Below are 22,326 nucleotides of genomic sequence, written 5' to 3' on the forward strand. Positions count from 1 at the left end.
ATTATGTCAAATTACTGATATAAAATCATCTCATTTTATTGTAGCGAAACTATTGGAAGGGCGTGACGTCCCCTGATCCCACCCGAGCAATGACGGGTTCTTCTTCGCTAAAATCTACCACGGTCGTTGGTTGCTCACCTAAGTAGCCACCATTTAGGATACAATCCACGGCATGTTCTAGCTTGTCGCGGATATCTTCAGGATCAGATTCAGTATGCTCGTTCCCCGGTAGAATCAGTGATGTCGACATCAATGGCTCACCCAAAGCCTCAAGCAACTCCAACGCAATTTTATTGTCTGGAACACGAATACCGATGGTCTTACGACGGGAGTTCATCAACCGACGTGGCACTTCTTTTGTCCCTTTAAAAATAAAGGTATATGGGCCTGGTGTGTTGTTTTTAAGTAATCGAAACGCGGTGTTGTCGACCCTTGCATACAACGAAAGTTCTGATAAATCGCGACACAACAAGGTGAAATTGTGCTTGTCATCTAGACGTCGAATTTGACAGATTCTTTCTAGCGCCTGTTTGTTTTCCAACTGGCAACCCAGTGCGTAACCTGAATCGGTCGGGTAGACGACCACACCACCATTTCTGACGATAGCAACAGCTTGACTGATCAGGCGCGCTTGAGGGTTTTCAGGATGAATGTAAAAAAACTGACTCATTATTATTCCTCGTTATCGAGTCAATGACTCTGTTGTTTGGGACTAGCTTTGCAAGCTTAATCCCCAATCTTTCCAAACGGGTTCCACTCCAGAGGGTAACCACAGATTTCTGCCTAACTCCATCCAAGGTGATGGATAATGAAAATCGCTGCCTTGAGAGGCTAATAGGTTGTATTGTATAGCATAGTCGGCCAAATTGCGCCTTTCTTGTGGGGCTTGCTGGGGCTGAGCAACTTCCATAGCGTCACCAGATTGTTCAACAAAGGCTTGAATCAAGCGCTTGACCCATTTGGTCGTCAGTTTATATCGCCCTGGGTGAGCAAGCACTGCCTGCCCTCCGGCTGCATGTATCGCGCTGATTGCTTCCCCCATTGAACACCAACTCGGCGGCACATAACCCGGATTATTTCTGGTAAGAAACTTTTTAAACACTTGCTGCATACTTTTCGCATGCCCTTGTTCCACTAGCCACCTAGCGAAATGAGCACGAGTAACAGGCGCATCTTGCGCAATGTTTTTCACTTGAGATAACACATCGCTCTCACCCGTTGCTTTTTGTAAACGCTCAGCAATCAGCTCTGCTCTCGAAACTCGACGAGCTTTTTGTTCTTCTATCAATTGGTTAAGTTGCTTGCACTGCGGATCGACATTCAATCCGACAATATGGATATCTTTATTCTGCCAAACCGTCGAAATTTCGATGCCATTAATAACACGAATCGGCAGTTGGTTGTTTTCAACATGACGATGGGCACAAGCCAACCCTTCGAAAGTATCATGGTCGGTAATGGCAATAACTTCTATACCAAACTCAATGGCTCTATCAATAAGAGCACTAGGCGGCAATTGGCCATCTGATGCAGTGGTATGACTGTGCAAATCAATTTTCATAAATTAGCTTTTTTTAGTTGACATTTGAGCCTCGTACTAGTTAACTAGTACAACATTAAACTTAGTCGAAGCAGCAAGCGCCATATGTTACAAGAAACTCACAACAAGTCGAAACTTATTGATCGCACTCAAGGCACCAATAGCGCTTCTTGGTGGCGTACTTGGGTACACTCCGAGCGGGTCGACGTATGCTTCTAACTGATTAGAAATTTACCCCTAGCCCGCTTTGTTTAGCGGGCTTTTTAGTTTTTATACGATTCGTACAACAGCATAAAACAAAATTGTTACTCCATACGGTTTGGTACAGCAGCATAGTGTGCGAATATGTCCAACAGATACAAATATGATGAGGAGGTCTTGTGAACGAGGCCATTACGATTAAAAGCTTGGGTGAGATTGAAGTCATCAGTACACCAGTACCATACTCTCAAGATCCTACTAGCTTGTTTTACACGATTTGTCATAACAAAACTGACAGTCTTCTACTTGAGTCTGCCGAAGTCGACTCAAAAGAAGACTTACAAAGCCTACTACTAGTCGACTCTGCCGTTCGCATTGTTTGCCATGGTGAAAAGGTTACCTTTTCCGCCCTGAGTGAAAATGGACAAAAGCTTATTGAGCGTTTGAAGTTGAACGTAGGCGACGCTGTTTCCAGCAAACTATCGGGCAACCAATTGGCGTTGCAATTCACCCAACCTGCGAGCCAGCTGGATGAAGATTCTCGTCTACGTCAAGCTTCTTCTTTTGATGCATTGAGACTGGTGCAGCACAGTTTCAACCTGGAAGGAAAAGACAAACACGCCGTTTTCTTAGGTGGGCTATTTGCCTATGATTTGGTCGCAAATTTTGAAGGTATTGGCCAAGTCCCTGCTGACAACCACTGCCCTGACTACGTCTTTTATGTAGCAGAAACACTTCTCATCATCGATCACCAAACTCAAACTAGCCGCTTGCAAGCCAGTATGTTTACTGATGAGCCCTCTATTCGTTCACAAATCACCCAACGTATGGAGCAAATCAATCAGCAATGTGCCTCAATCCAATCTTTGCCACAAGCGCAAAAGCTAAGTCGTGTCGATGTCACGACCAATGTCTCTGATGAAGAGTTTTGCCAATCAGTACAAGATCTCAAACAATACGTGATCAAAGGGGACATTTTCCAAGTTGTGCCTTCACGCCGATTCTTATTGCCTTGTCCGTCTCCACTTGTCGCCTATAAAGAACTGAAGAAGCAAAACCCCAGCCCTTACATGTTCTACATGCAAGATGAGCTGTTTACCTTGTTCGGTGCTTCTCCAGAAAGCGCGCTGAAATATGAAACGTCAAGTAACCAAGTGGAAATTTACCCCATCGCAGGAACGCGCCGCCGCGGTAAGTATGCGAATGGCGACATTGATTTGGACTTAGATGGCCGTATCGAACTTGAGCTTCGTACCGATAAGAAAGAAAACGCGGAACATATGATGCTGGTTGATCTTGCTCGTAACGACGTGGCAAGAATTTCAAAACCCGGCACCCGCCACCTTGCTGACTTACTTAAAGTCGCTCGCTACAGCCATGTTATGCATTTGGTTTCGCGTGTCGTTGGCCAACTGCGTGAAGATTTAGACGCCCTGCACGCTTACCAAGCGAGCATGAACATGGGCACACTGACTGGCGCACCTAAAATTCGCGCCATGCAATTGATACGTGATACCGAAAAAGCTCGTCGTGGCAGTTATGGCGGCGCTGTAGGCTATTTAACTGGAGAGGGCTCGTTAGACACTTGTATTGTCATTCGCTCAGCCTATGTCGAAAATGGTATCGCCCAAGTACAGGCAGGTGCAGGGGTCGTATTTGACTCAGACCCACAAGCTGAAGCCGACGAAACCAGAGGCAAAGCTCAGGCCGTTATCAGCGCAATTAAAACTGCCCATCAGGAGTAGAAACATGGCTAATATTATTTTTATCGACAACTTCGACTCCTTTACTTATAACTTGGTCGATCAGTTCCGTTCACTTAAGCATGACGTCACCATTTATCGAAATAGCATCGACGTGGCCACGATAGAGCAAGCGGTTGAATCACTAGACAACCCGGTATTACTCCTGTCCCCAGGACCAGGCCAGCCTTCAGATGCTGGCTGCATGCCAGAGTTAATTCAACGCTTAAAAGGAAAAGTCCCTATCATCGGCATTTGTTTGGGCCACCAAGCCATTGTTGAAGCCTACGGAGGCAAGGTTGAAGGCGCGGGAGAAATTGTGCATGGAAAAGTCTCTATGATGTCCCATGCCACACACCCTATCTACCATGGGCTAGCAGAGAAAATCGCCATCGCAAGATATCACTCATTGGTGGCAACCGATATTCCCCAAAGCCTCACCGTAACCGCTGAAGTCGATGGACTTGTCATGTCCGTCACGCATGAAGAACATAAAGTATGTGGATTCCAATACCACCCGGAATCCATTATGACAACCAATGGGGCTACATTATTGTCTAATGCCATTAACTGGGCATTGGATAAGCAGGACGCATAACGATCAGTTGGAGAATATTATGGAAAACATTCTAAATAAGTTGTATCAGCAACAGGCGCTTAGCCAAGACGAGAGCTCTGCACTCTTTAGCGCTATCATCAAAGGTGAGCTTGACGCAGCCCCTATGGCCGCAGCGATCATTGCCATGAAGATAAAAGGCGAAACGCCAGATGAAATTGCTGGCGCGGCGAAGGCCTTGGTTGCCAATGCAAGGCCTTTCCCTACTATCGACTATGACTTCGCTGATATTGTTGGTACTGGTGGCGATGGCCACGATACCATCAATATCTCAACGACTGCCGCTTTTGTTGCCGCAGCGTGTGGTTTGAAGGTGGCTAAACATGGCAATCGAAGTGTTTCAAGCAAATCCGGCTCTTCCGATTTGTTGGCCTCGTTTGGTATCGATCTTGCGATGAGCCCAGAAGCCACAAAGAAAGCGGTTGATGAACTTGGTGTTGCCTTTTTGTTTGCGCCTCAATACCACGCTGGATTTCGCCATGCGATGCCGGTTCGGCAAGCACTCAAAACCCGCACGATTTTTAACATTCTTGGTCCACTGATTAACCCTGCTCGGCCAAATATTCAATTGATGGGTGTGTACAGTAAAGAACTCGTCAAACCCATCTCGCAAACCATGCTACATATGGACAAAAAGCGGGCTGCCGTGGTACATGGAAGTGGGCTGGATGAAGTAGCTATTCATGGTGAAACCTTAGTAGCAGAAATCCAAGACGGCGTCATCGAAGAGTACGTGCTTACGCCGGAAGATTTTGGTGTTAAGCGTCATGAACTCAACGCAATCAAAGGTGGGTTACCTGAAGAGAATCGAGCCATTATCAGTAACATTCTCACCGGTAAAGGGACAGAAGCACAAGTCAGCGCTGTTGCGGTTAACGTCGCACTTCTGATGAAATTATTTGGGCATGAAGATTTAAAACAAAATACACAAACTGCAATTGAGGCCATGAATTCGGGTAAAGCCTTTGAATTGGTCCAACAGTTGGCTAAACGAGGACAGTCATGACACAGCTATCTGAACACGTTTCAGTAAAAGAAACCCAAATGGCCAAAGTACTGGTCAAAATCGTTGCCGATAAACGTATTTGGGTTGAAGAGCGACAAGCAAAGCAGCCATTAGAAACGTTTCAAAATGAACTGGTGAAATCTGATCGAGACTTTTACCACGCCTTATCTAAGGGCAATACGGCGTTCATTCTTGAATGTAAAAAAGCGTCGCCTTCAAAAGGGCTCATTCGCGAAGACTTCGACTTGGACTATATCGCTGGCGTATACAACCATCATGCTTCGGCCATATCAGTGCTGACTGACGAGAAGTACTTTCAAGGCGATTTTGAGTTTTTGCCAAAGGTGCGCAGTATCGCAAGCCAGCCTGTCTTGTGTAAGGACTTTATGATTTCGCCTTATCAGGTCTATCTCGCCAGACATTATGGCGCTGATGCCATTTTGCTGATGCTTTCAGTGCTTGATGATGAAGAATACCAACAACTCTCACAAGTTGCTCACTCACTTAATATGGGAATATTGACTGAAGTTAGCAATGAAGAAGAACTGGATAGGGCCGTGCAACTTGAAGCCAAGGTGATTGGCATCAACAATCGCAACCTACGTGATCTTTCAACGGATTTAAACCGCACCAAAGAACTGGCACCTCTCCTAAAACAGAAAGCGCCGAATGCAACCATTATCTCTGAGTCAGGCATATACACCCATCAACAAGTACGTGATTTGGTGCCCTACGCCAACGGCTTTTTAATTGGTAGTTCGCTCATGGCAGAAGAGAACTTAGAACTGGCAGTTCGCCGAGTGACTTTGGGTGAGAATAAAGTCTGCGGCTTAACCAATCCAGAAGATGCCAACACGGTATACCAAGCAGGCTCGGTCTATGGCGGTCTAATTTTTGTCGAAAAGTCGAAACGCTATATTGACATCAACACTGCCCGCACTGTTATGAGTGGTGCGCCACTACATTATGTGGGCGTCTTTCAAAACCACTCAGTGGAACAAATATTAGATTGTGCGCACGAACTTGGCCTAAAAGCGGTACAACTGCATGGGCAAGAAGATCAAGCGTATGTTGACGAGCTGAGAAACAAGCTCAACAACGACATAGAAATCTGGAAAGCTTATGGGGTCAGTGACACGGCACCCGCTTTGTTAGCAAACGGTATCGCCCGTCACCTGCTGGACAGCAAAGTTGGAGAGCAATCTGGCGGCACAGGGAAAGCATTCAACTGGTCGCTTCTGCAACATCGTCTCGAAGATAGCCAAAACATTATGCTAGCAGGTGGGCTGTCCGCAGACAACGCCCAAACAGCATCTCAGTTAGGATGCATGGGGCTGGATTTTAATTCAGGTGTAGAAACCTCGCCTGGGAAAAAAGATAAAACAAAGCTGCAGCAAGCATTTGCAGCCGTTAGAGATTACTAAAGGAAAAATGAATCATGGCAAAACTTGATGCCTATTTTGGTGAGTACGGTGGACAATACGTACCACAAATTCTGGTTCCTGCTCTTGAACAATTAGAGCAAGCGTTTATTGATGCTCAGGAAGACCCTGAATTTCGCGCTGAGTTTATGTCTCTTCTGCAAGAGTACGCAGGCAGACCTACAGCGTTAACGTTGACACGTAACCTGACTAAGGGAACCAAAACTAAACTGTATCTAAAACGTGAAGATTTGCTGCATGGTGGCGCGCATAAAACCAACCAAGTACTTGGTCAAGCTCTTTTAGCTAAGCGCATGGGCAAGAACGAAATCATCGCTGAAACCGGTGCTGGGCAACACGGCGTCGCCACTGCGCTCGCGTGTGCTTTGCTTGGCCTTAAGTGTAAAGTCTACATGGGAGCAAAAGACGTTGAACGTCAAAGCCCAAATGTTTTTCGTATGAAGCTGATGGGCGCGGAAGTGATTCCCGTTCACTCAGGCTCTGCCACCCTAAAAGATGCGTGTAACGAGGCATTGCGTGACTGGTCTGCCAGCTACGAAAAAGCACATTACCTGCTAGGCACAGCTGCTGGCCCTCACCCATTCCCAACGATTGTTAGAGAGTTTCAGCGCATGATTGGCGAAGAAACCAAACATCAAATTCTCGCTCGCGAAGGCCGCCTTCCAGATGCTGTCATTGCTTGTGTCGGTGGCGGTTCAAACGCCATTGGTATGTTTGCTGATTTTATCGAGGAAGAGTCGGTTCGCTTAATCGGCGTTGAGCCAGGCGGTAAAGGCATTGATACCCATCTGCACGGCGCACCGTTAAAACATGGTAAAACAGGGATTTTCTTTGGCATGAAAGCGCCATTAATGCAAGATGAAAATGGGCAGATAGAAGAATCTTACTCTGTCTCTGCTGGGTTAGATTTCCCATCCGTTGGGCCACAGCACGCACACCTAAACGCCATTGGACGCGCTGAATATGACAACGTCACCGATGACGAAGCTTTGGAAGCTTTTCAAGCACTCGCTAGAAACGAAGGTATTATTCCCGCTTTAGAATCTTCTCACGCCTTAGCGCATGCGCTGCGTATGGCCAAGCAAAATCCTGAAAAAGAGCAATTGCTGGTTGTTAACCTTTCTGGACGTGGTGATAAAGACATTTTCACTGTTCACAAAATCCTTGAAGAAAAAGGAGCCATATAATGGATCGCTATCAACACCTTTTTAAGCAGTTAGGGGATAAAAAACAGGGCGCGTTTGTCCCTTTTGTCACCGTAGGCGACCCAAACCCTGAGCTATCTTTAAGAATAATGGAAACACTAGTAGAATCCGGTGCCGACGCATTAGAGCTAGGTATTCCGTTTTCTGATCCTCTTGCTGATGGCCCTACGATTCAAGGCGCGAATATCCGTGCATTAGAATCAAACACAACACCGGCCATTTGTTTTGAACTGATTGGCAAAATCCGCGCTAAGTATCCTGATTTACCTATCGGGTTGCTGATGTATGCCAATTTGGTGTATTCCAAAGGGATTGATAACTTCTATCAACAATGTGCTGATGCTGGAATCGATTCAGTGTTAATTGCAGATGTCCCAACGAATGAAAGCGAAGAGTTTGTCGCAATAGCAAAAAAACATGGTGTGCACCCAATATTCATCGCACCACCATCAGCCAGTGAAGAAACACTGAAAGACGTCGCACAGTTCGGAGGAGGCTACACCTACCTGCTTTCTCGTTCAGGTGTCACTGGCGCTGAAACCAAAGCTAATATGCCCGTCACAGCGCTATTAGACAAGCTTAACCAATACGATGCTCCGCCATCATTATTAGGCTTTGGTATCTCTGAGCCATCACAAGTGAAGCAAGCGTTAGAATCAGGGGCATCAGGCGCAATATCTGGCTCTGCTGTGGTTAAAATCATTGAAGCGAATGTGGATAACCCAGAAAATATGCTAGAAAAGCTTGCCAAATTTGTTTCCGAAATGAAGTCTGCCACTCAACTTTAATCTTCTTTAAGGCCCTCAGGATTTTGAGGGCTTATAAATGCCAAGCTAGCCTCTTCATACCTCGCTTTTTTTAAAACTCGTTTAACAACCATTTATAGAAATATAAATTCCATTAAAGCACGATTATAACGATTAACCATCTTAACAAAGTGGATTAAAGACCGTGTGATTCTACAAAGTTCAACTGCATAAATGAAATCGTAAAATTTCAATAACAATCAACGAATTAAATCCATTTTCATATCCAAAAGCTGAACCAGAATATAAACTAGAGACGTACGAAAAGTCCAACTCAAAGTATTGTCTAACGTCATATCAGATTAACCCAATAAGATACTATGTTCATATTTAATTTTAAATATCTATCTTTCACCTTTTGATTCTATTTGGCGATGCTAGTATCATTCCATCGCAGGAAGCATATAGATAATATGCTGTGCTTTAAATTTAATATCGAATTACGAACAAACAATATTGAATCAATTGTAATGTGACTAAATTAATATTCGATAGTTCAGTATATAGACGAATTCGATACGCCAGCTGGATGTTAAGAATAAATAATAATTAGAACAGGTTATCGTTCATGAACTACGCATCTATGTTCAGCAACTTTTTGTATGCTGATATTACTAAAGAAAGTACAATTTTTAATTTTTTCAAGCTAGTAAAACATTATATATCTACACACGACAGTCATCTTTTTTGCAGGATATTAAACGTTAGAAAAAGTGAGATATTAAGTGGCCATCCAGAACTCTCAACAGCCGACCTATCAAAAATATTTTCCAAACCATTTTACAAATCATTAGTCGGACGCCCTGCCTATAATCTAACAAAGGAATATCTCATAATTGAACAGGTTGCATTTAAGCTGTTTTCAAACTGGTTGGAATTCTGGTGCTCTTATTTAATTTATGAAGTTAAAGATAAGTATTCGACAATTAGTAACACGGGTTTTCGCCAAAAACCTAAACTACCCTATAATGATGAGGCGTATACTTCAGAAGTTATACCAGATATAGCTACTGAAGATCGACTTTTTTATACTTTACATCACGACCAACCGATGAAATTACGTGATGCGATCTACCTTATAAATTTAGAATTATTTGTAAAAGACGCTAAATGGTATGAAGTACTGTGTCAAACGCACCTCTCTCGAGCGGAAACTCATCTCGTAGTATCAACAAGAACAATAGAAGCAGACTTTCCCATTATAGTCTCGACAGCTCTCATTCAAGGCTGGGATAAGAGAAAACAATGGTTGAGCTATAATGAGTACTTCCAAAGCAAAAAATGGCGGTATTGCCTACCCAATGACAGCAGACTAGTATTGAATCGTTCTGGGATACTGAAGGCCCCTCTCAAAACTAAATACCTGTCTACAAAAGATTTTGAGTGCGATTTTCAAAATAAACTCCAAAGTACGAATAAAGTATGCGAAATACTACGACTAAGTGTTAGTGGAACAATAAAGCAAAAAATGTACTATTTGTACCTTTCACAAAAACATTTAGTCGAAAAAGTGTTTAGTTTAGGTTACGATTTCTGCCTCACTATTATAGATCAGCCGTTTTTGTTAAATTATTACAGCAAGCTTAGTAACAATGCTTATTTTTCAAGTAGTTATTATACTGCTAACAACGTTAATCACATCACCTACAAAGGCTTCTGGAATACTAGGGTACTTATGGAGCATTTAAGATCATGTGATTTTATAGAATATAAAAACACTGTAAATTCAAACAACTGGAACGTTTCAGAAAAGCTTTATGCACAGTAACATACTCAGCCTAATCTATTACCCGAAAGCGATTGTCCTATCAAGCGTAGGCATTGTCATTCTTGGGTGGATAAGTTGCTACATATGGAGCTTAAAGTTGTCCAAACGGAAAGTCATTAAAACATATCATCTCCCATATATTTGTTACTCTATTTGCATAATGATATGGATTTTTTCTAATGCGTATTTCCAGTCTGGTTTTCTACCGTATTTTGGTGAATATATCGCTACCATAATGGCTAAGGTAGCTAACTTATCATCATTTTTTGCTTTTGCCTTTGCCTATTATTTCTCATGTTGTTTAGTCGCCTCCCAACAACAAATCGAAACCAGTTGGATACACAAAACAATAGTGCTAGCGACTGCAATATATGCCGTATATGTAAACACCTCTAAGTCTCTAACGATCCAAGAAGTGATCATACATCAGTCTGGTAAATTCGACATTCATTTTGGTCCCCAAACACCCATTTTTTTTGGACTAGTCGTTGTACTCGCGTTGTTCACTCTCTACAATCTGCTTGGTCGACGAAAAAAACACTCTAAATTGGATATTGCCAGAAACAACTATATGGTGATGGGCATATTGATCTTTATATCCTCTACTGCCACTATCCATATAGGTTTCGCTTATTTTCTAAATAATTTCTCATATACATGGTTACCTCCTGCATTTTCCATCAGTGAAATTCTATTTGTCGGATATGCATTAATTACACCTCGTTTTTATAGCTCCAAGTACATTGCCTTTAAGGCTCTGACAACGACAATTTCCGTACTTACGCTCTCTATTATATTAAGTCCGCTAGTATTTATGACACATACGTTTTATGAGTCAGTCATAGTTGCATTTGCAGTTGTTTTTTCTGGAGTATTTTGGAAGCACATCAGAAGCACTTTTAATCGATTGGTTTCATTATTTTTTTATAACTCTCGATTAACTCCGGTTGAACAAATATTAGCTCTCGAGAATGACTTTCAGCATTCGGCACGTTTTGCTATGGAAAAATTGGGGGAGCTACTAAATTTACCAAACGGAAAACTGCAACTTGTTACTAATAAGATTGAAGAAACCTCTTACTCGAAATTTCTTCAAAAACAAAAGTCCATACTCGTAGTTGATGAAATAGAGAACGTAATTGAGCATTCCCACCCTAGTACAAAAGAGCAGCTCATTTCCTTAAAAAAGAAAATGCGCTCCGATAATACTGCCTTAGTTCTTCCGCTGTATGACAGCAACAAGAGCGTATCCCATTTGCTCATGTCACCGCATAAAGTAGATGGTGGCTTATTTTCCAGAGAAGAAATACGGGCATTACAAAAAGTTATTGATAAAGTACAAGGCTATATCAATGCAGACCGAAAAGTGTCACAATCTCAAGCACTCGCCAATACGATTGCCCATGAAATGAGAAACCCACTAGCACAAGCTCAGCTCCAGTTTGAACAACTCAAAGCGTTAGTTGAAAATGATGCATCGACAAGTGACATTCTTTCTCACATTGACCAAGGAAACTCCGCGATTCAACGTGGCCGACAACTAATCGATATCATTCTGCGTGAAGTAAGCGACTCTTCACTCACAAACGAGCCAGCAACAGATTACACAATAAGAAAATCGATACGCCAAGCGATTGGTCGATATGGGTTTGAAAACAACGAAGTCCGCTCTCGTATTACGATTGTTTCAGGGCCTGATTTTGTTGCCAAACTCAATGACACCCTGTTCAACTTCGTTTTGTTCAATTTATTACGAAACGCAATCTACTACTTCGACTCCTACCCTGAAGCTCGGATACAAATCTCAACTGAAGTCGGAGAGCACGAAAACTGTGTGGTATTTCGAGACAATGGCCCAGGTATAGACCCAAGAGTGCTACCAAAGATATTCGAAGACTTTTTCACACATGATAAAAATGGTGGCAGCGGCTTGGGTCTAGGCTACTGTCAGCGCGTAATGCTTTCTTTCGGCGGTAGAATTTCTTGCCAGTCTGAGTTGGGACAATTTACAGAGTTTCGCTTGTACCTTCCCGTCGTCTCTCAATCAGCTTTGAAGCTTGAACAGCCCACCGATATCGTTCAAGAAGAGGTCGTTGAAACCGATACAACCGGAAAGTTACCCGCATTCAATCGCTCAGCCAAGGTGGCAAGTTCGAGCAATGACTTTTCTGGAACTACGGTTTTAGTCGTCGATGACAAAGAAGTACAACGTGCTTTAGTCAAATTGTACCTTGAACAGTTGGGTGTGAATGTCATTCAGGCAAACAATGGTTTAACCGCCGTTAGCGTATTCCGCTCGAACCCTGTTGATCTCGTACTGATGGATATACAGATGCCCAAAATGAATGGATTCCAAGCATGTGAGCAAATCCGTGATATATCACCGACTACACCAGTAATCGCGTTGTCAGGTGAGTGTGGTGAAGTAGAATTGACTAAAATAGAGCAACTTATGGATGCTAGGTTAGAAAAACCCACATCAAAAGAAGCCCTACAGAACGTGATTCGCGCCCAACTTGGTGCATGCAAAAGGCAACACTCAACAGAAGAAAGTGGCACCGATTTTGCTTCTTAACCCTTGAATAGCCAGTGACAAATTTTTGTCTGTCACCGCTATATTCAATGGCAATAAAGGGTAAGAGTTATGGATATTCATCGCCACACATACTACGGCCTCATCCATCATGGTATAAAATCTCTACTTGTAGATAGAGTCGGCCATTTCACTGAAATGGAGTACCACCAGTATTTGAGCTTAATGACTGGCAAATCTAGCTGTTTTTCAATGAGCGATGACGAACTAAAGATTGCCGTAGATAACCTCAGAACTGAGGGCTATTTGGAAGATATGAAAGCACTTATTCCTCGCCTAGAATCTTCACACTACAAGTAGGAAAATGCCGTTAATGGATTCGAAGTGGTAGCGGTTGAGTTTCTAAACTGTATTCAGTAGTGGCGACTTCAACTGGTTATTTGAATACATTGATCTCGCGGATTTTGTATCTAGATGTCTTCGGGTATTTTGTATTCATTGAGTTTTGGGTAAACTGTAGCTCAATCCATACTATATGCATGCTTTAAGAATGAAACAAATCATCGATTTTATTCCCCTCATTGTCTTTTTCGTGTTGTACAAAATGTACAACATATACGTTGCAACTGGCGCTCTGATCGTCGCAACCGCCATTCAGATCTGCCTAACCTATGTTCTGTATAAAAAAATTGAGAAGATGCAACTCATCACCTTCGCAATGGTTGCCGTGTTTGGTGGAATGACCATTTTTCTTCACGATGACAACTTCATCAAATGGAAAGTGACGATAGTCTATGCATTATTTGCCATATTCTTAGCGGCCAGCCATTTAATGGGTAAATCTGCAATAAAAAGCATGCTAGGTAACGAAATCAGCCTTCCAGAACAGGTTTGGGCAAGAATAAATTGGGCGTGGGTAGCTTTTTTTGTTGTCTGCGCTGTCGTCAATATCTACGTCGCTTTCGCAATGCCTCTGGATGTGTGGGTCAACTTTAAAGTTTTTGGTCTGCTCGTTGCTACACTTGCTTTCACTCTACTCACAGGCGTTTATATCTATAAACACTTACCGAAAAACGGTGAAACAGAAGAATAGCCAAAATCCGTCGATTTTATTATTGTGGCGTACAACGCCACTTTTTAGGATGTCACTAAATGAGTAAAGATAGCACTTCGCCTAAAGGGCAATTATTAATTAGAACTCTAGCAATGCCAGCGGATACCAATGCCAACGGCGATATTTTCGGTGGCTGGATAATGTCACAGCTCGACTTAGCTGGGGGTATCTTGGCCAAAGAGATATCCGGCGGACGAATCGTTACCGTTTCAGTTTCTAGTATCGCCTTTGAAAAGCCAGTTAAAGTTGGCGATGTGGTTTGCTGCTACGGTGAATGTACTCGCATTGGCAGAACCTCTATGTCTATCGACCTTGAACTGTGGGTAAAGCCAGTAAGAGAAGGCGTGGTTGGCGAACGCTTTGAGGTTTGTCGGGGCACATTCAATTATGTCGCTATCGATGCAGATGGACGTCCAAAACCTGTTAAGCCAGAAGGGCACACTACACTGGCTTAATATTCAACTATTGATGGTTTCGTCGCAGTATTTGAAATCACGATTCATGATTAACCTTCACATCCTGGTCCTATGACCAGATGATACAAAAAGGAAAGTAAATATGTGGTACGTAATTTTCTCAACAGACGTTAAAGACTCTTTAGAAAAAAGAATGGGCGTCAGAGAAAAGCATTTAGAGCGTCTACAAAAACTGCAAGACGAAGGTAGGTTGCTAACAGCTGGCCCAATGCCTGCTATCGATTCTGATAACCCGGGTGGAGCTGGTTTTACGGGCTCAACCGTTATTGCACAATTTGACTCCATCGTTGATGCGCAATCTTGGGCGGACGCAGACCCTTACATTAGTGCCGGTGTTTACGAAAACGTCATCGTAAAACCATTTAAGAAAGTTTTTTGATATGAAAAAGCGTATATTTTCCTTTGCTTTGATTGCCGCCTCCGTTTTAGCGCTCTCTGGATGTGCATCAAAATCAGAGCAGCAGCAACGTCAACTAGAGTTGATCGCAAGTAACCGTGCTGGCGTGCTTAGTGCAGAGCTCCCGTTAGAATATGGTCCACTCTCCATCATGAGAGCAAGTGCCAACGGAACCACCATAGAAATTATGATGGTGTACAACCAAGATGGAAAAGGTGCTAAACCTTTCAAAGAAGTCATACATAATACCATCAACAGCTACTGCGTGACGCCTGAGATTACTCGCAACTTAGACGTTGGGATCACGTATCGTATAAAAATGCGTAACAGTCGTGGACAGCTTATGGTTGACCAAATGATTACCAAAAAAACATGTGAAGAAGAATCGAGCAAAAGTGAATAACGCTCTTTCTCTATAGAACATATCCTAACAATGATAACTAGAAATTTGTGAACTTAGATTGAGATCACAAATTTCTTTTTATTTTGCCCCACCATTAATTTCGAATATTCCCCTCAATTTTATTTACAATTTAATCAATTAAACAACAATTAGACTATTTGCTCGAATTTGACGCCAATAGCCGAGTAAAAATCTGCTTTAGATCTCACTTGACTACTTATTCACCAAATTCTATGGTTTGATAACCACCTCGAAACGCGGAGAATCCTAATGAAAAGGGCCAGTTCTAGTTATCGTCTTCAGCTCATCAAAGAGGTTGCGTCAAGAAAGCAGCAAAACTCTAATGATCCTATGGCAAACTACATTCACCAGCTATTATCAGAAAAAGCAGATCACAACGATAATGTAGAACTCAATAATCGTTTCGCGGGCAATCATTTCGACGAAAATGCGGGCGGGTGGATCAGCGATATTTGGGGGCTCAAATAACCAAGTTTAAAAGACAGCGTTTTCTAGCTAGGCTCACTATCTAAAATAAAGTTTGTTGGATATCGTCATCTTTAGGCATCGATTGCTGGGCATCCGTCTTTTGTTTAGCCATTTTTCTACGGTACCGTTGGCGACAAAGCTTGATAACGTGTAACTGCTGTGCGGGGCTCATCTGCAGCCAATTAAATCTTTCTTCACGCTTTCTCATGCAGCCTTGGCAATAGCCTTTGTCATCTACCGTACAAATTCCAACACAAGGACTAGGTACGACAAAAAATTCTAGTTGTTCCATTCTTAGCCCTCAATCTATACCATATGTATTAACGTTACGTTAACTCAACAGACAATACAAATAATTAAGATACTCAAGCGCTCTTACATCATGATTCAGAGCTGTTTCGACGCCACTTTGTTATGAGTATAATGCCACTACTCTCGCGTCCTCATATTGAGTAATATTGGAAGTTAACGGATTAAAAATAAACTGAAAGATTTCCTTATGTAGTAAGGTCTCCTTCTTGAACCGCATTTGTGATAGGAACACCATGAAAAGGCTCTTCATTTTTCTCTCTATCTTGTTATTTTCTTTTACCGCCTCAAGTCAAGAAAAATGGCAAGATGTGATTAAGCAAGCCCAAGGGCAAACCGTTTACTTTAATGCTTGGGGAGGCAGTCAACAGGTAAACAACTATATTCAATGGGCAGCGCAGCAACTCAAAAAGAAATATGATATCAATCTAGTTCAAGTAAAAGTCAATGATACGGTAGACACGGTGTCTCGCTTGATCGCTGAAAAAGCGGCGGGCAAGAATAAAAATGGCAGTATCGATTTGGTGTGGATAAACGGCAATAACTTTTACTCATTAAAATCGAATCATCTGCTCTACGGCCCATTTGTCGAGCGCTTACCAAACTGGAAGCTGGTCAATCACTCCTTACCCGTAACGGAAGATTTTTCCGTTCCAACCGACGGCTATGAAGCGCCGTGGGGAGTTGGACAATTGGTATTTCTGTATGACTCAGTCCGATTGAAAAACCCACCGAAATCCTTTGCTGAGTTGTTGAGCTACGCGAAGGCATTTCCCGGTAGAGTGAGCTACCCTAAACCTCCTGAATTTCATGGTTCCAGCTTCCTTGAAGCAGCTTTAGTTGAGCTGACACATAACGATCCATCACTTTACCAGCCGGTTTCGAAAGCCAGTTTCTCTGCGGCAACCAAACCATTGTGGCAGTATTTGGATCAACTGCATCCCTATATGTGGCGCGGTGGGCGGCAGTTTCCTTCCGGCGCTAATCAAATGATTCAATTGCTAGATGACGACCAACTGGATATCGCTATTGCTTTCAACCCAAATATCGTCCCAGCTATGCAAGCAGATGGGCGGCTCTCTGATACAGTCAAAGCCTACGCCATGAGCGATGGTGCACTGACCAATGTTAACTTTTTGGCCATACCATGGAATGCCTCAGCCAAAGCTGGCGCACTCGTCGCCATTAATTTCTTGATGAGCCCAGAAGCACAATCTAAAAAAGGGGATATCAAGGTTTGGGGGGCACCTGCTGTAATCAAACGCCAATACCTCACAGGTCCAGCTAAGCAAGACAAATTGTTCAAATCCATCAGCCAGCCAGCGCAAAGCTGGCAGTCTGCATTAGAAGTCGCATGGCAAAAGCGTTATGGGTTTTAGGGTTGGTCAACCGAATCAGCGCCGTAGTGTGCTGTTTCGGGTCTCTTATCTTATCGTTGTTGTCGTATGCGTATTACCCTTACTACCAGGGCTGTTAGGCGTTATCGTAGCCTCTTTGGGGTATATTCCTCCTTTGGGGCTTCACCACTTTAGCCTGACTGGCTTTTCACAGGTAATGCAATGGAAGGGAGTTGAACGCTCGATCGGGTTAACTGTAGCGACGTCTATAGCTAGCACTTATTTAGCGGTATTATTTTGCTTCGCCATTTTGCAAAGCCTTTTCCATCGCCCTATTTGGAAGAAAATTGAAACGCTCATTTCTCCATTATTAGCCATGCCACATGTCGCATTTGCTATTGGCTTTGCATTTTTATTCTCGCCATCTGGGCTGTTTTTTCGCTTGTTGCACCAACTCTTTGGTGTGAAGTTGGTTGATTCCTATTACTTTAGTTTGGTGCAAGACCCATATGCGATAGGATTAACTTTGGTTTTAGCACTCAAAGAAACCCCTTTTTTGCTGTTGATGAGCCTGCCTATTATTCAACAACTGAACATTGACAAGCTCAGCCAAGTCAGTACCTCTCTTGGTTATTCACCCAAACAATTTTGGTGGAAAGTGATACTACCACAATGGCTGCCCAGACTGCGCTTCCCATTATTTGCCGTACTGGCCTACGGTGTTTCCGTGGTCGATATCAGCGTTATTATGGGGCCTAACCGCCCTTCAACATTCTCGGTCTTAATCTGGCAGTGGTTTAATGAAGCCGATTTAAGCCTGATGCCGAGGGCTGCCGCAGGTGCGACAATTATTTTTGCCTTAACACTGGCAATGATGGGTTTAACGATTCTCATTGAGAAAGTGATCAGCACAAGTTATAAAAGCTGGCAATTCTCCGGACGATACGGCTTAAGGTTACCTGGGAAATCGATACTATCTACGCTTATGTTGCTTTCGATCGTACTATTTCCAATCATGTTAATTTGGAGTGTGGCACAACGATGGCGATTCCCCGATTTGCTACCAATGCACTATAGCCTGCGTTTTTGGCATGAGGAATGGAATAATGTTTGGCCGTCACTAAGTAATAGCGTCTCATTAGCGATAATTAGCGCCACTTGTGCATTAATACTTGCCATCATTGCGCAAGAATATCGCCTTCGCTATAAGCTCCGTATCCCCAGTTATGTCATTGTACTACCGATTTTAATTCCACAATTGTCGGTACTCTTTGGCATTCAGATCGGCACACTATTTATCGCTAGCGATCAATTCTATGCATGGGTGCTATGGTCGCATACGTTCTATGCTTTCCCCTATCTATACCTTGCCCTTGATGGTCCATGGAAAAGCTACGACAACCACTACACTCACACAGGGCTTAGCTTGGGGAAATCGCCCATTCAGGTATTTACTCAAGTCAAATTCCCAATTTTACGCACCTCTATTTTTTATGCATGGGCAGTTGGAGCAAGTGTTAGCTTAGCGCAATACCTACCCACTCTCATGTTGGGAAGCGGACGAATTGTCACTATAACGACACAAGCGGTAACATTGACCAGTGGATTTGATCGACGTGTCACCGCAATATTCGCTCTATGGCAAGCACTTTTGCCTTTTATATTCTTTACGATTGTCATTTTATTAGGGAAAGCTAAACGCCCTTCCCTCACTAAATCAAGCAAGGAATTCCACCGCCATGACGCTATACATAGAAAGCCTAACCGTAAACACTCGGTTAGGTGAAGCCTTGTTTTCCAATTTCAATCTCGAGGTACAGTGCGGAGAAATCGCAACCTTGATGGGCCCTAGTGGCTGTGGCAAATCAACCTTGTTGAGTTTGATCGCGGGACACTTAAATGAGGACTTTACCTTTTCTGGCAGCCTAAAATTACAAAATGAAGAGATAACAACATTACCTCCTCACCAACGTGGCGTCGGGATTTTGTTTCAAGACGATTTACTGTTTCCGCACCTTACGGTGTGGCAAAACCTGGCGTTTGCCTTACCTAACCAAATTAAAAAAGTTCAGCGCAAAGAAATGGCTTATGATGCACTATCCAGTATTAAACTCGCATCGCTTGCGGACTCTTACCCCGATCAAATTTCAGGAGGACAAAGAGCAAGAATTAGCTTAACACGAATGCTGCTGGCTAAGCCTAAGCTCGCTCTATTGGATGAACCATTTAGCAAGTTGGATCGAGATATTCGAAAAGAGTTCCGAGAATGGGTGGTCGAGCAGCTGCACTCAGCCAACATACCCGCTATTTTAGTCACCCACGACATTGAAGATAAACCTTCTCAAGGACAAATATTATCATGGCCATGGAGTCGCTAGATGCTTGATAAATATAGTACTAATATTGTTCGCAGGCCACTGTCCCTCATCGCTAACGTCGCCGACAAATTGGGCCTGAAAGCAAACCACATCAGTGTTATTGGATTTTGTTTAGGGTGTTGCGCGTTCCCTGCTATCGTTTTCGGATATTTGAATATCGCTCTGATATTTATCCTTCTTAACAGGATTTTTGATGGACTTGATGGCGCACTGGCAAGAAGACACGGTACAACCGATGCTGGTGGTTTTCTGGATATCAGTTTGGATTTTCTTTTTTATTCACTGATCCCGTTTGCCTTTATTGTCGCAAACCCTATCGAAAACGCTATCGCTGGGAGCTTTCTTCTCTTCTCTTTTGTTGGCACAGGCAGCAGCTTTTTGGCCTTTGCTGTGATGGCAGGAAAAAGAGGCATTGAAAACCCAACCTATCGAAACAAGTCACTTTACTATATGAGTGGGCTTACGGAAGGCACTGAAACCATTGCCTGTTTTATCGCTTTTTGTATCTGGCCTCAGTACTTTAGTATTATCGCCGTTGTGTTTGGTATAGCTTGTTGGTTTACAACCGTCACTAGAATACATTCTGGTTTCCATACTTTGAATGGTCAAAGTGCCTAATGACATTCCGTGAATGACATTAAAAAATGGAACTTGGCTCATGTTCCATGGGCATTTGACAGCCAACTTTCCAGAGTTATACCCCCACTTAACCGGGTTGAACAGGTCGCTCCAAATAAGTGGAAAGCACAATATAGGTTCGGGTAGCTTCTACGCCTGAGATCTTAAACAGGTCCGACAACAATGTCTCCAGAGTTCGTGTGTTCTCGGTTCGTATCTTCAGTAACATAGAAGTATCACCTGCGACGGAGTGAATCTCTTCGACTTCATGATGAGACGAAATCGCCATAAGATCTGGCGTCATTCCCCAGCCTTTGGTATCAATGTGTACAAAGGAAAGGAGTGGCTTTTTGACTGAATCGGGATCGATCAATGCTGCGGTTTTTCTTATCACACCAGAACGTCGCATTCTTTTTACCCGCTCATGCGCAGCCGGTGCGGACAACGCTGCACGCTCGCCAAGCTCAGCATAGCTTACCGTCGCATCGTCAACCAACACACCTAATAATCTTCGGTCAGTCGCATCGAGAGCACGCTCTGTCGGAGTGCTTTGCTTAACCTCATCTGTTTTTCTTTTCATCTGAACTTCTCACCTATTTAAACGAATTAAATTTGTGTAATTATGGTTTTTAACGAATCTAATTCAGACTAATTGAGTCAGATAGGAAAAAGCAATGATGAATGATAAACAATTAGAATTGCAGCAAGCTAATAGGCCCTCCATTCCTACCGCGGCTTATATACTCACATTATGTGTAGGGGTGATAGGCTCAAACTCGCTTGTGCTTGGCCCGATAGCACCTGAAGTGGCCCAAACATTACACGCCAGTATTGCCCAAGTGATGTTTGCATCTTCTGCGTTTGGGCTTGGGACTGCTGCCAGTGCCTTGCTTCTCGCCCATCATATCGATCGCCTGGGTGCCTACCAAGCACTCAAGTTGAGTTTGCTAGTCCTACTTGTCGGGCTTTTGTTAAGCGCGCTATCATCTAACATCGCAGTACTGATATTCGCACAATTGGTCGTTGGCCTCGCCTCTGGCATTGCCTTACCATCTATCTATTCAATGGCGATTTCCGTTGCGCCAATGGGTAGCGAGAGTAAAACTCTCAGTATTGTCTTGACGGGCTGGACACTGAGTATGATCGCTGGCGTATCCTTGTCGGTGGTAATATCGGAACAGTTGGGTTGGAGAGCCGTCTATGGGGCGATCACAATATTGTCCATGTTTGCTTGGTATGTTCTGAATAGAATGCGTATTAGCGACAGTCCAATTTCTCATTCTACCCCTCCTCCCATTTCAGTGTTGCATCTGAAAGGTATCAAGTCACTTCTCATTTGTTGTTGGGCATTTATGGCAGCATTTTATGGCATGTATGGAATTTTAGGGGACTATTTGCACCATGGACTCAAACTTCCAATCATCGCCAATAGCTTGATTGCCTTGTTCTACGGAGTGGGGTTTGGTGCGGCAGTGCTGCTCGATGGGCTACGTTCACGCGTCAGCACAAAGAAATTGCTACCAATAACCTTAGTTGTTATCGCATTAGTTTACTTAGTTGTATCCTTGAGTGGCAAAAGCTTAGGCATGATATACACCATCTTGTTTGTTCTTGGAGTCGCAAACCATTTCGCTGTTAATCTACTAATCACACGTTTAACTGCAATCAAGCCTGATAAAAAAGGCAGTATTATGGGATTATATAGCGCTGTCACCTATTTTGGCGTCTTTACAGGAACCAGCATTTTCGGCTTAGCCTATAGCCAGTATGGTTTTGCTTTCGCGGCTCTGGTTGCCATGGCATTCACATTGTTCTCAGCTCTTGCCTGCTGCAAAGGCTTTTATAAAGCTCAGTGCACTCGCAGCTCCATATTTGCCAAGCAACGCCACTAGGGCGTGAATGATGCAAATGGGCAACCAATATGGTCGCCCATTTGCATCAATTAT

The 22,326-nt window shown here is 43.3% G+C and carries 24 protein-coding genes; 20 read left to right on the forward strand and 4 right to left on the reverse strand.

Translation table 11 applies throughout. The features are described 5' to 3' along the window. Positions 1 to 49: 49 nt before the first annotated feature. Positions 50 to 670, reverse strand: coding sequence for an L-threonylcarbamoyladenylate synthase (locus M9194_RS11350; protein WP_250612757.1), 621 nt, complete (start codon positions 668 to 670; stop codon positions 50 to 52). A gap of 42 nt (positions 671 to 712) precedes the next feature. Continuing rightward, a complete protein-coding gene (rnm, locus tag M9194_RS11355) occupies positions 713 to 1,561 on the reverse strand; it encodes an RNase RNM (RefSeq protein WP_250612758.1) in 849 nt (282 codons plus the stop codon). 84 nt (positions 1,562 to 1,645) lie between these two features. On the opposite strand from rnm, the gene trpL2 reads away from it, so the two are divergent. From trpL2 to M9194_RS11425, 15 genes are all read left to right on the forward strand, one after another. Next, positions 1,646 to 1,759 carry a tryptophan operon leader peptide gene (trpL2, locus tag M9194_RS21875; protein ID WP_489686867.1) on the forward strand — a complete coding sequence of 38 codons (114 nt, stop codon included), beginning with the start codon at positions 1,646 to 1,648 and terminating at the stop codon, positions 1,757 to 1,759. Positions 1,760 to 1,920: 161 nt separating this feature from the next. After that, positions 1,921 to 3,486 carry an anthranilate synthase component 1 gene (locus tag M9194_RS11360; RefSeq protein WP_250612759.1) on the forward strand — a complete coding sequence of 522 codons (1,566 nt, stop codon included), beginning with the start codon at positions 1,921 to 1,923 and terminating at the stop codon, positions 3,484 to 3,486. Positions 3,487 to 3,490: 4 nt separating this feature from the next. Further along, a complete protein-coding gene (locus M9194_RS11365) occupies positions 3,491 to 4,081 on the forward strand; it encodes an aminodeoxychorismate/anthranilate synthase component II (protein ID WP_250612760.1) in 591 nt (196 codons plus the stop codon). Positions 4,082 to 4,100: 19 nt separating this feature from the next. Continuing rightward, positions 4,101 to 5,105: an anthranilate phosphoribosyltransferase gene (gene trpD / locus M9194_RS11370; RefSeq protein WP_250612761.1), complete on the forward strand. Its 1,005-nt coding sequence runs from the start codon at positions 4,101 to 4,103 to the stop codon at positions 5,103 to 5,105. Beyond that, positions 5,102 to 6,529 (forward strand): bifunctional indole-3-glycerol-phosphate synthase TrpC/phosphoribosylanthranilate isomerase TrpF, encoded by a 1,428-nt coding sequence (gene trpCF, locus M9194_RS11375; RefSeq protein WP_250612762.1) that lies wholly within the window; start codon positions 5,102 to 5,104, stop codon positions 6,527 to 6,529. The genes trpD and trpCF overlap by 4 nt, the downstream gene beginning before the upstream one ends. 14 nt (positions 6,530 to 6,543) lie before the next feature. Next, positions 6,544 to 7,734: a tryptophan synthase subunit beta gene (trpB, locus tag M9194_RS11380; protein WP_250612763.1), complete on the forward strand. Its 1,191-nt coding sequence runs from the start codon at positions 6,544 to 6,546 to the stop codon at positions 7,732 to 7,734. Continuing rightward, entirely contained in the window at positions 7,734 to 8,540 is an 807-nt protein-coding gene (gene trpA, locus M9194_RS11385) for a tryptophan synthase subunit alpha (protein ID WP_250612764.1), read from the forward strand. Before trpB ends, trpA begins: the two co-directional genes overlap by 1 nt. A 586-nt stretch (positions 8,541 to 9,126) precedes the next feature. Then, complete coding sequence (locus M9194_RS11390) at positions 9,127 to 10,326, forward strand: acyl-homoserine-lactone synthase (protein ID WP_250612765.1); 1,200 nt, start codon at positions 9,127 to 9,129, stop codon at positions 10,324 to 10,326. After that, positions 10,316 to 12,901 (forward strand): hybrid sensor histidine kinase/response regulator, encoded by a 2,586-nt coding sequence (locus M9194_RS11395; protein WP_250612766.1) that lies wholly within the window; start codon positions 10,316 to 10,318, stop codon positions 12,899 to 12,901. Before M9194_RS11390 ends, M9194_RS11395 begins: the two co-directional genes overlap by 11 nt. A gap of 69 nt (positions 12,902 to 12,970) precedes the next feature. Then, the gene (locus M9194_RS11400; protein WP_250612767.1) at positions 12,971 to 13,219 is read left to right on the forward strand and encodes a hypothetical protein; all 249 of its coding nucleotides are present in this window, start codon (positions 12,971 to 12,973) and stop codon (positions 13,217 to 13,219) included. Between the two features lie 190 nt (positions 13,220 to 13,409). Continuing rightward, positions 13,410 to 13,952: a septation protein A gene (locus M9194_RS11405; protein ID WP_250612768.1), complete on the forward strand. Its 543-nt coding sequence runs from the start codon at positions 13,410 to 13,412 to the stop codon at positions 13,950 to 13,952. Positions 13,953 to 14,011: 59 nt separating this feature from the next. Further along, positions 14,012 to 14,428, forward strand: a complete 417-nt coding sequence (gene yciA / locus M9194_RS11410; RefSeq protein WP_250612769.1) for an acyl-CoA thioester hydrolase YciA — start codon at positions 14,012 to 14,014, stop codon at positions 14,426 to 14,428. Positions 14,429 to 14,531: 103 nt separating this feature from the next. Beyond that, positions 14,532 to 14,828 (forward strand): YciI family protein, encoded by a 297-nt coding sequence (locus M9194_RS11415; protein WP_250612770.1) that lies wholly within the window; start codon positions 14,532 to 14,534, stop codon positions 14,826 to 14,828. A gap of 1 nt (position 14,829) precedes the next feature. Continuing rightward, complete coding sequence (locus M9194_RS11420) at positions 14,830 to 15,249, forward strand: GspS/AspS pilotin family protein (RefSeq protein ID WP_250612771.1); 420 nt, start codon at positions 14,830 to 14,832, stop codon at positions 15,247 to 15,249. Between the two features lie 270 nt (positions 15,250 to 15,519). Further along, complete coding sequence (locus tag M9194_RS11425) at positions 15,520 to 15,738, forward strand: hypothetical protein (protein ID WP_250612772.1); 219 nt, start codon at positions 15,520 to 15,522, stop codon at positions 15,736 to 15,738. A gap of 40 nt (positions 15,739 to 15,778) precedes the next feature. Here the strand turns inward: M9194_RS11425 and M9194_RS11430 are convergent, their stop codons facing one another. Next, a complete protein-coding gene (locus M9194_RS11430; RefSeq protein WP_250612773.1) occupies positions 15,779 to 16,030 on the reverse strand; it encodes a DUF1289 domain-containing protein in 252 nt (83 codons plus the stop codon). A gap of 253 nt (positions 16,031 to 16,283) precedes the next feature. Here M9194_RS11430 and M9194_RS11435 point away from each other — a divergent pair, with 253 nt between their 5' ends. From M9194_RS11435 to M9194_RS11450, 4 genes are read left to right on the forward strand one after another with little or no spacing between them, the layout of a single operon-like run. Further along, entirely contained in the window at positions 16,284 to 17,426 is a 1,143-nt protein-coding gene (locus M9194_RS11435; protein WP_250612774.1) for an ABC transporter substrate-binding protein, read from the forward strand. Positions 17,427 to 17,457: 31 nt separating this feature from the next. Next, on the forward strand, positions 17,458 to 19,170 hold the full coding sequence (locus M9194_RS11440) for an ABC transporter permease (RefSeq protein ID WP_348772051.1): 1,713 nt from the start codon (positions 17,458 to 17,460) through the stop codon (positions 19,168 to 19,170). Further along, the gene (locus tag M9194_RS11445; protein ID WP_250612776.1) at positions 19,124 to 19,762 is read left to right on the forward strand and encodes an ATP-binding cassette domain-containing protein; all 639 of its coding nucleotides are present in this window, start codon (positions 19,124 to 19,126) and stop codon (positions 19,760 to 19,762) included. Before M9194_RS11440 ends, M9194_RS11445 begins: the two co-directional genes overlap by 47 nt. Continuing rightward, complete coding sequence (locus M9194_RS11450) at positions 19,763 to 20,380, forward strand: CDP-alcohol phosphatidyltransferase family protein (protein WP_250612777.1); 618 nt, start codon at positions 19,763 to 19,765, stop codon at positions 20,378 to 20,380. A gap of 88 nt (positions 20,381 to 20,468) precedes the next feature. Here M9194_RS11450 and M9194_RS11455 read toward each other — a convergent pair whose 3' ends face one another. After that, positions 20,469 to 20,960, reverse strand: a complete 492-nt coding sequence (locus tag M9194_RS11455) for an Lrp/AsnC family transcriptional regulator (RefSeq protein WP_250612778.1) — start codon at positions 20,958 to 20,960, stop codon at positions 20,469 to 20,471. A 94-nt stretch (positions 20,961 to 21,054) separates the two neighbouring features. Between M9194_RS11455 and M9194_RS11460 the strand changes: the two genes are divergently transcribed. Continuing rightward, positions 21,055 to 22,272, forward strand: a complete 1,218-nt coding sequence (locus M9194_RS11460; protein ID WP_250612779.1) for an MFS transporter — start codon at positions 21,055 to 21,057, stop codon at positions 22,270 to 22,272. Positions 22,273 to 22,326 lie beyond the last annotated feature (54 nt).

Origin of the sequence: Vibrio sinus (assembly GCF_023634645.1) — a bacterium.
GTDB classification, from domain to species: domain Bacteria; phylum Pseudomonadota; class Gammaproteobacteria; order Enterobacterales; family Vibrionaceae; genus Vibrio; species Vibrio sinus.

Bases quoted from the DNA above. Each gene is read 5' to 3' on its own strand.
- M9194_RS11350 (WP_250612757.1), bottom strand. From the start codon at position 670: ATGAGTCAGTTTTTTTACATTCATCCTGAAAACCCTCAAGCGCGCCTG.
- rnm (WP_250612758.1), bottom strand. From the start codon at position 1,561: ATGAAAATTGATTTGCACAGTCATACCACTGCATCAGATGGCCAATTG.
- trpL2 (WP_489686867.1), top strand. From the start codon at position 1,646: ATGTTACAAGAAACTCACAACAAGTCGAAACTTATTGATCGCACTCAA.
- M9194_RS11365 (WP_250612760.1), top strand. From the start codon at position 3,491: ATGGCTAATATTATTTTTATCGACAACTTCGACTCCTTTACTTATAAC.
- trpD (WP_250612761.1), top strand. From the start codon at position 4,101: ATGGAAAACATTCTAAATAAGTTGTATCAGCAACAGGCGCTTAGCCAA.
- trpCF (WP_250612762.1), top strand. From the start codon at position 5,102: ATGACACAGCTATCTGAACACGTTTCAGTAAAAGAAACCCAAATGGCC.
- trpB (WP_250612763.1), top strand. From the start codon at position 6,544: ATGGCAAAACTTGATGCCTATTTTGGTGAGTACGGTGGACAATACGTA.
- trpA (WP_250612764.1), top strand. From the start codon at position 7,734: ATGGATCGCTATCAACACCTTTTTAAGCAGTTAGGGGATAAAAAACAG.
- M9194_RS11390 (WP_250612765.1), top strand. From the start codon at position 9,127: ATGAACTACGCATCTATGTTCAGCAACTTTTTGTATGCTGATATTACT.
- M9194_RS11395 (WP_250612766.1), top strand. From the start codon at position 10,316: ATGCACAGTAACATACTCAGCCTAATCTATTACCCGAAAGCGATTGTC.
- M9194_RS11400 (WP_250612767.1), top strand. From the start codon at position 12,971: ATGGATATTCATCGCCACACATACTACGGCCTCATCCATCATGGTATA.
- M9194_RS11405 (WP_250612768.1), top strand. From the start codon at position 13,410: ATGAAACAAATCATCGATTTTATTCCCCTCATTGTCTTTTTCGTGTTG.
- yciA (WP_250612769.1), top strand. From the start codon at position 14,012: ATGAGTAAAGATAGCACTTCGCCTAAAGGGCAATTATTAATTAGAACT.
- M9194_RS11415 (WP_250612770.1), top strand. From the start codon at position 14,532: ATGTGGTACGTAATTTTCTCAACAGACGTTAAAGACTCTTTAGAAAAA.
- M9194_RS11420 (WP_250612771.1), top strand. From the start codon at position 14,830: ATGAAAAAGCGTATATTTTCCTTTGCTTTGATTGCCGCCTCCGTTTTA.
- M9194_RS11425 (WP_250612772.1), top strand. From the start codon at position 15,520: ATGAAAAGGGCCAGTTCTAGTTATCGTCTTCAGCTCATCAAAGAGGTT.
- M9194_RS11430 (WP_250612773.1), bottom strand. From the start codon at position 16,030: ATGGAACAACTAGAATTTTTTGTCGTACCTAGTCCTTGTGTTGGAATT.
- M9194_RS11435 (WP_250612774.1), top strand. From the start codon at position 16,284: ATGAAAAGGCTCTTCATTTTTCTCTCTATCTTGTTATTTTCTTTTACC.
- M9194_RS11445 (WP_250612776.1), top strand. From the start codon at position 19,124: ATGACGCTATACATAGAAAGCCTAACCGTAAACACTCGGTTAGGTGAA.
- M9194_RS11450 (WP_250612777.1), top strand. From the start codon at position 19,763: ATGCTTGATAAATATAGTACTAATATTGTTCGCAGGCCACTGTCCCTC.
- M9194_RS11455 (WP_250612778.1), bottom strand. From the start codon at position 20,960: ATGAAAAGAAAAACAGATGAGGTTAAGCAAAGCACTCCGACAGAGCGT.
- M9194_RS11460 (WP_250612779.1), top strand. From the start codon at position 21,055: ATGATGAATGATAAACAATTAGAATTGCAGCAAGCTAATAGGCCCTCC.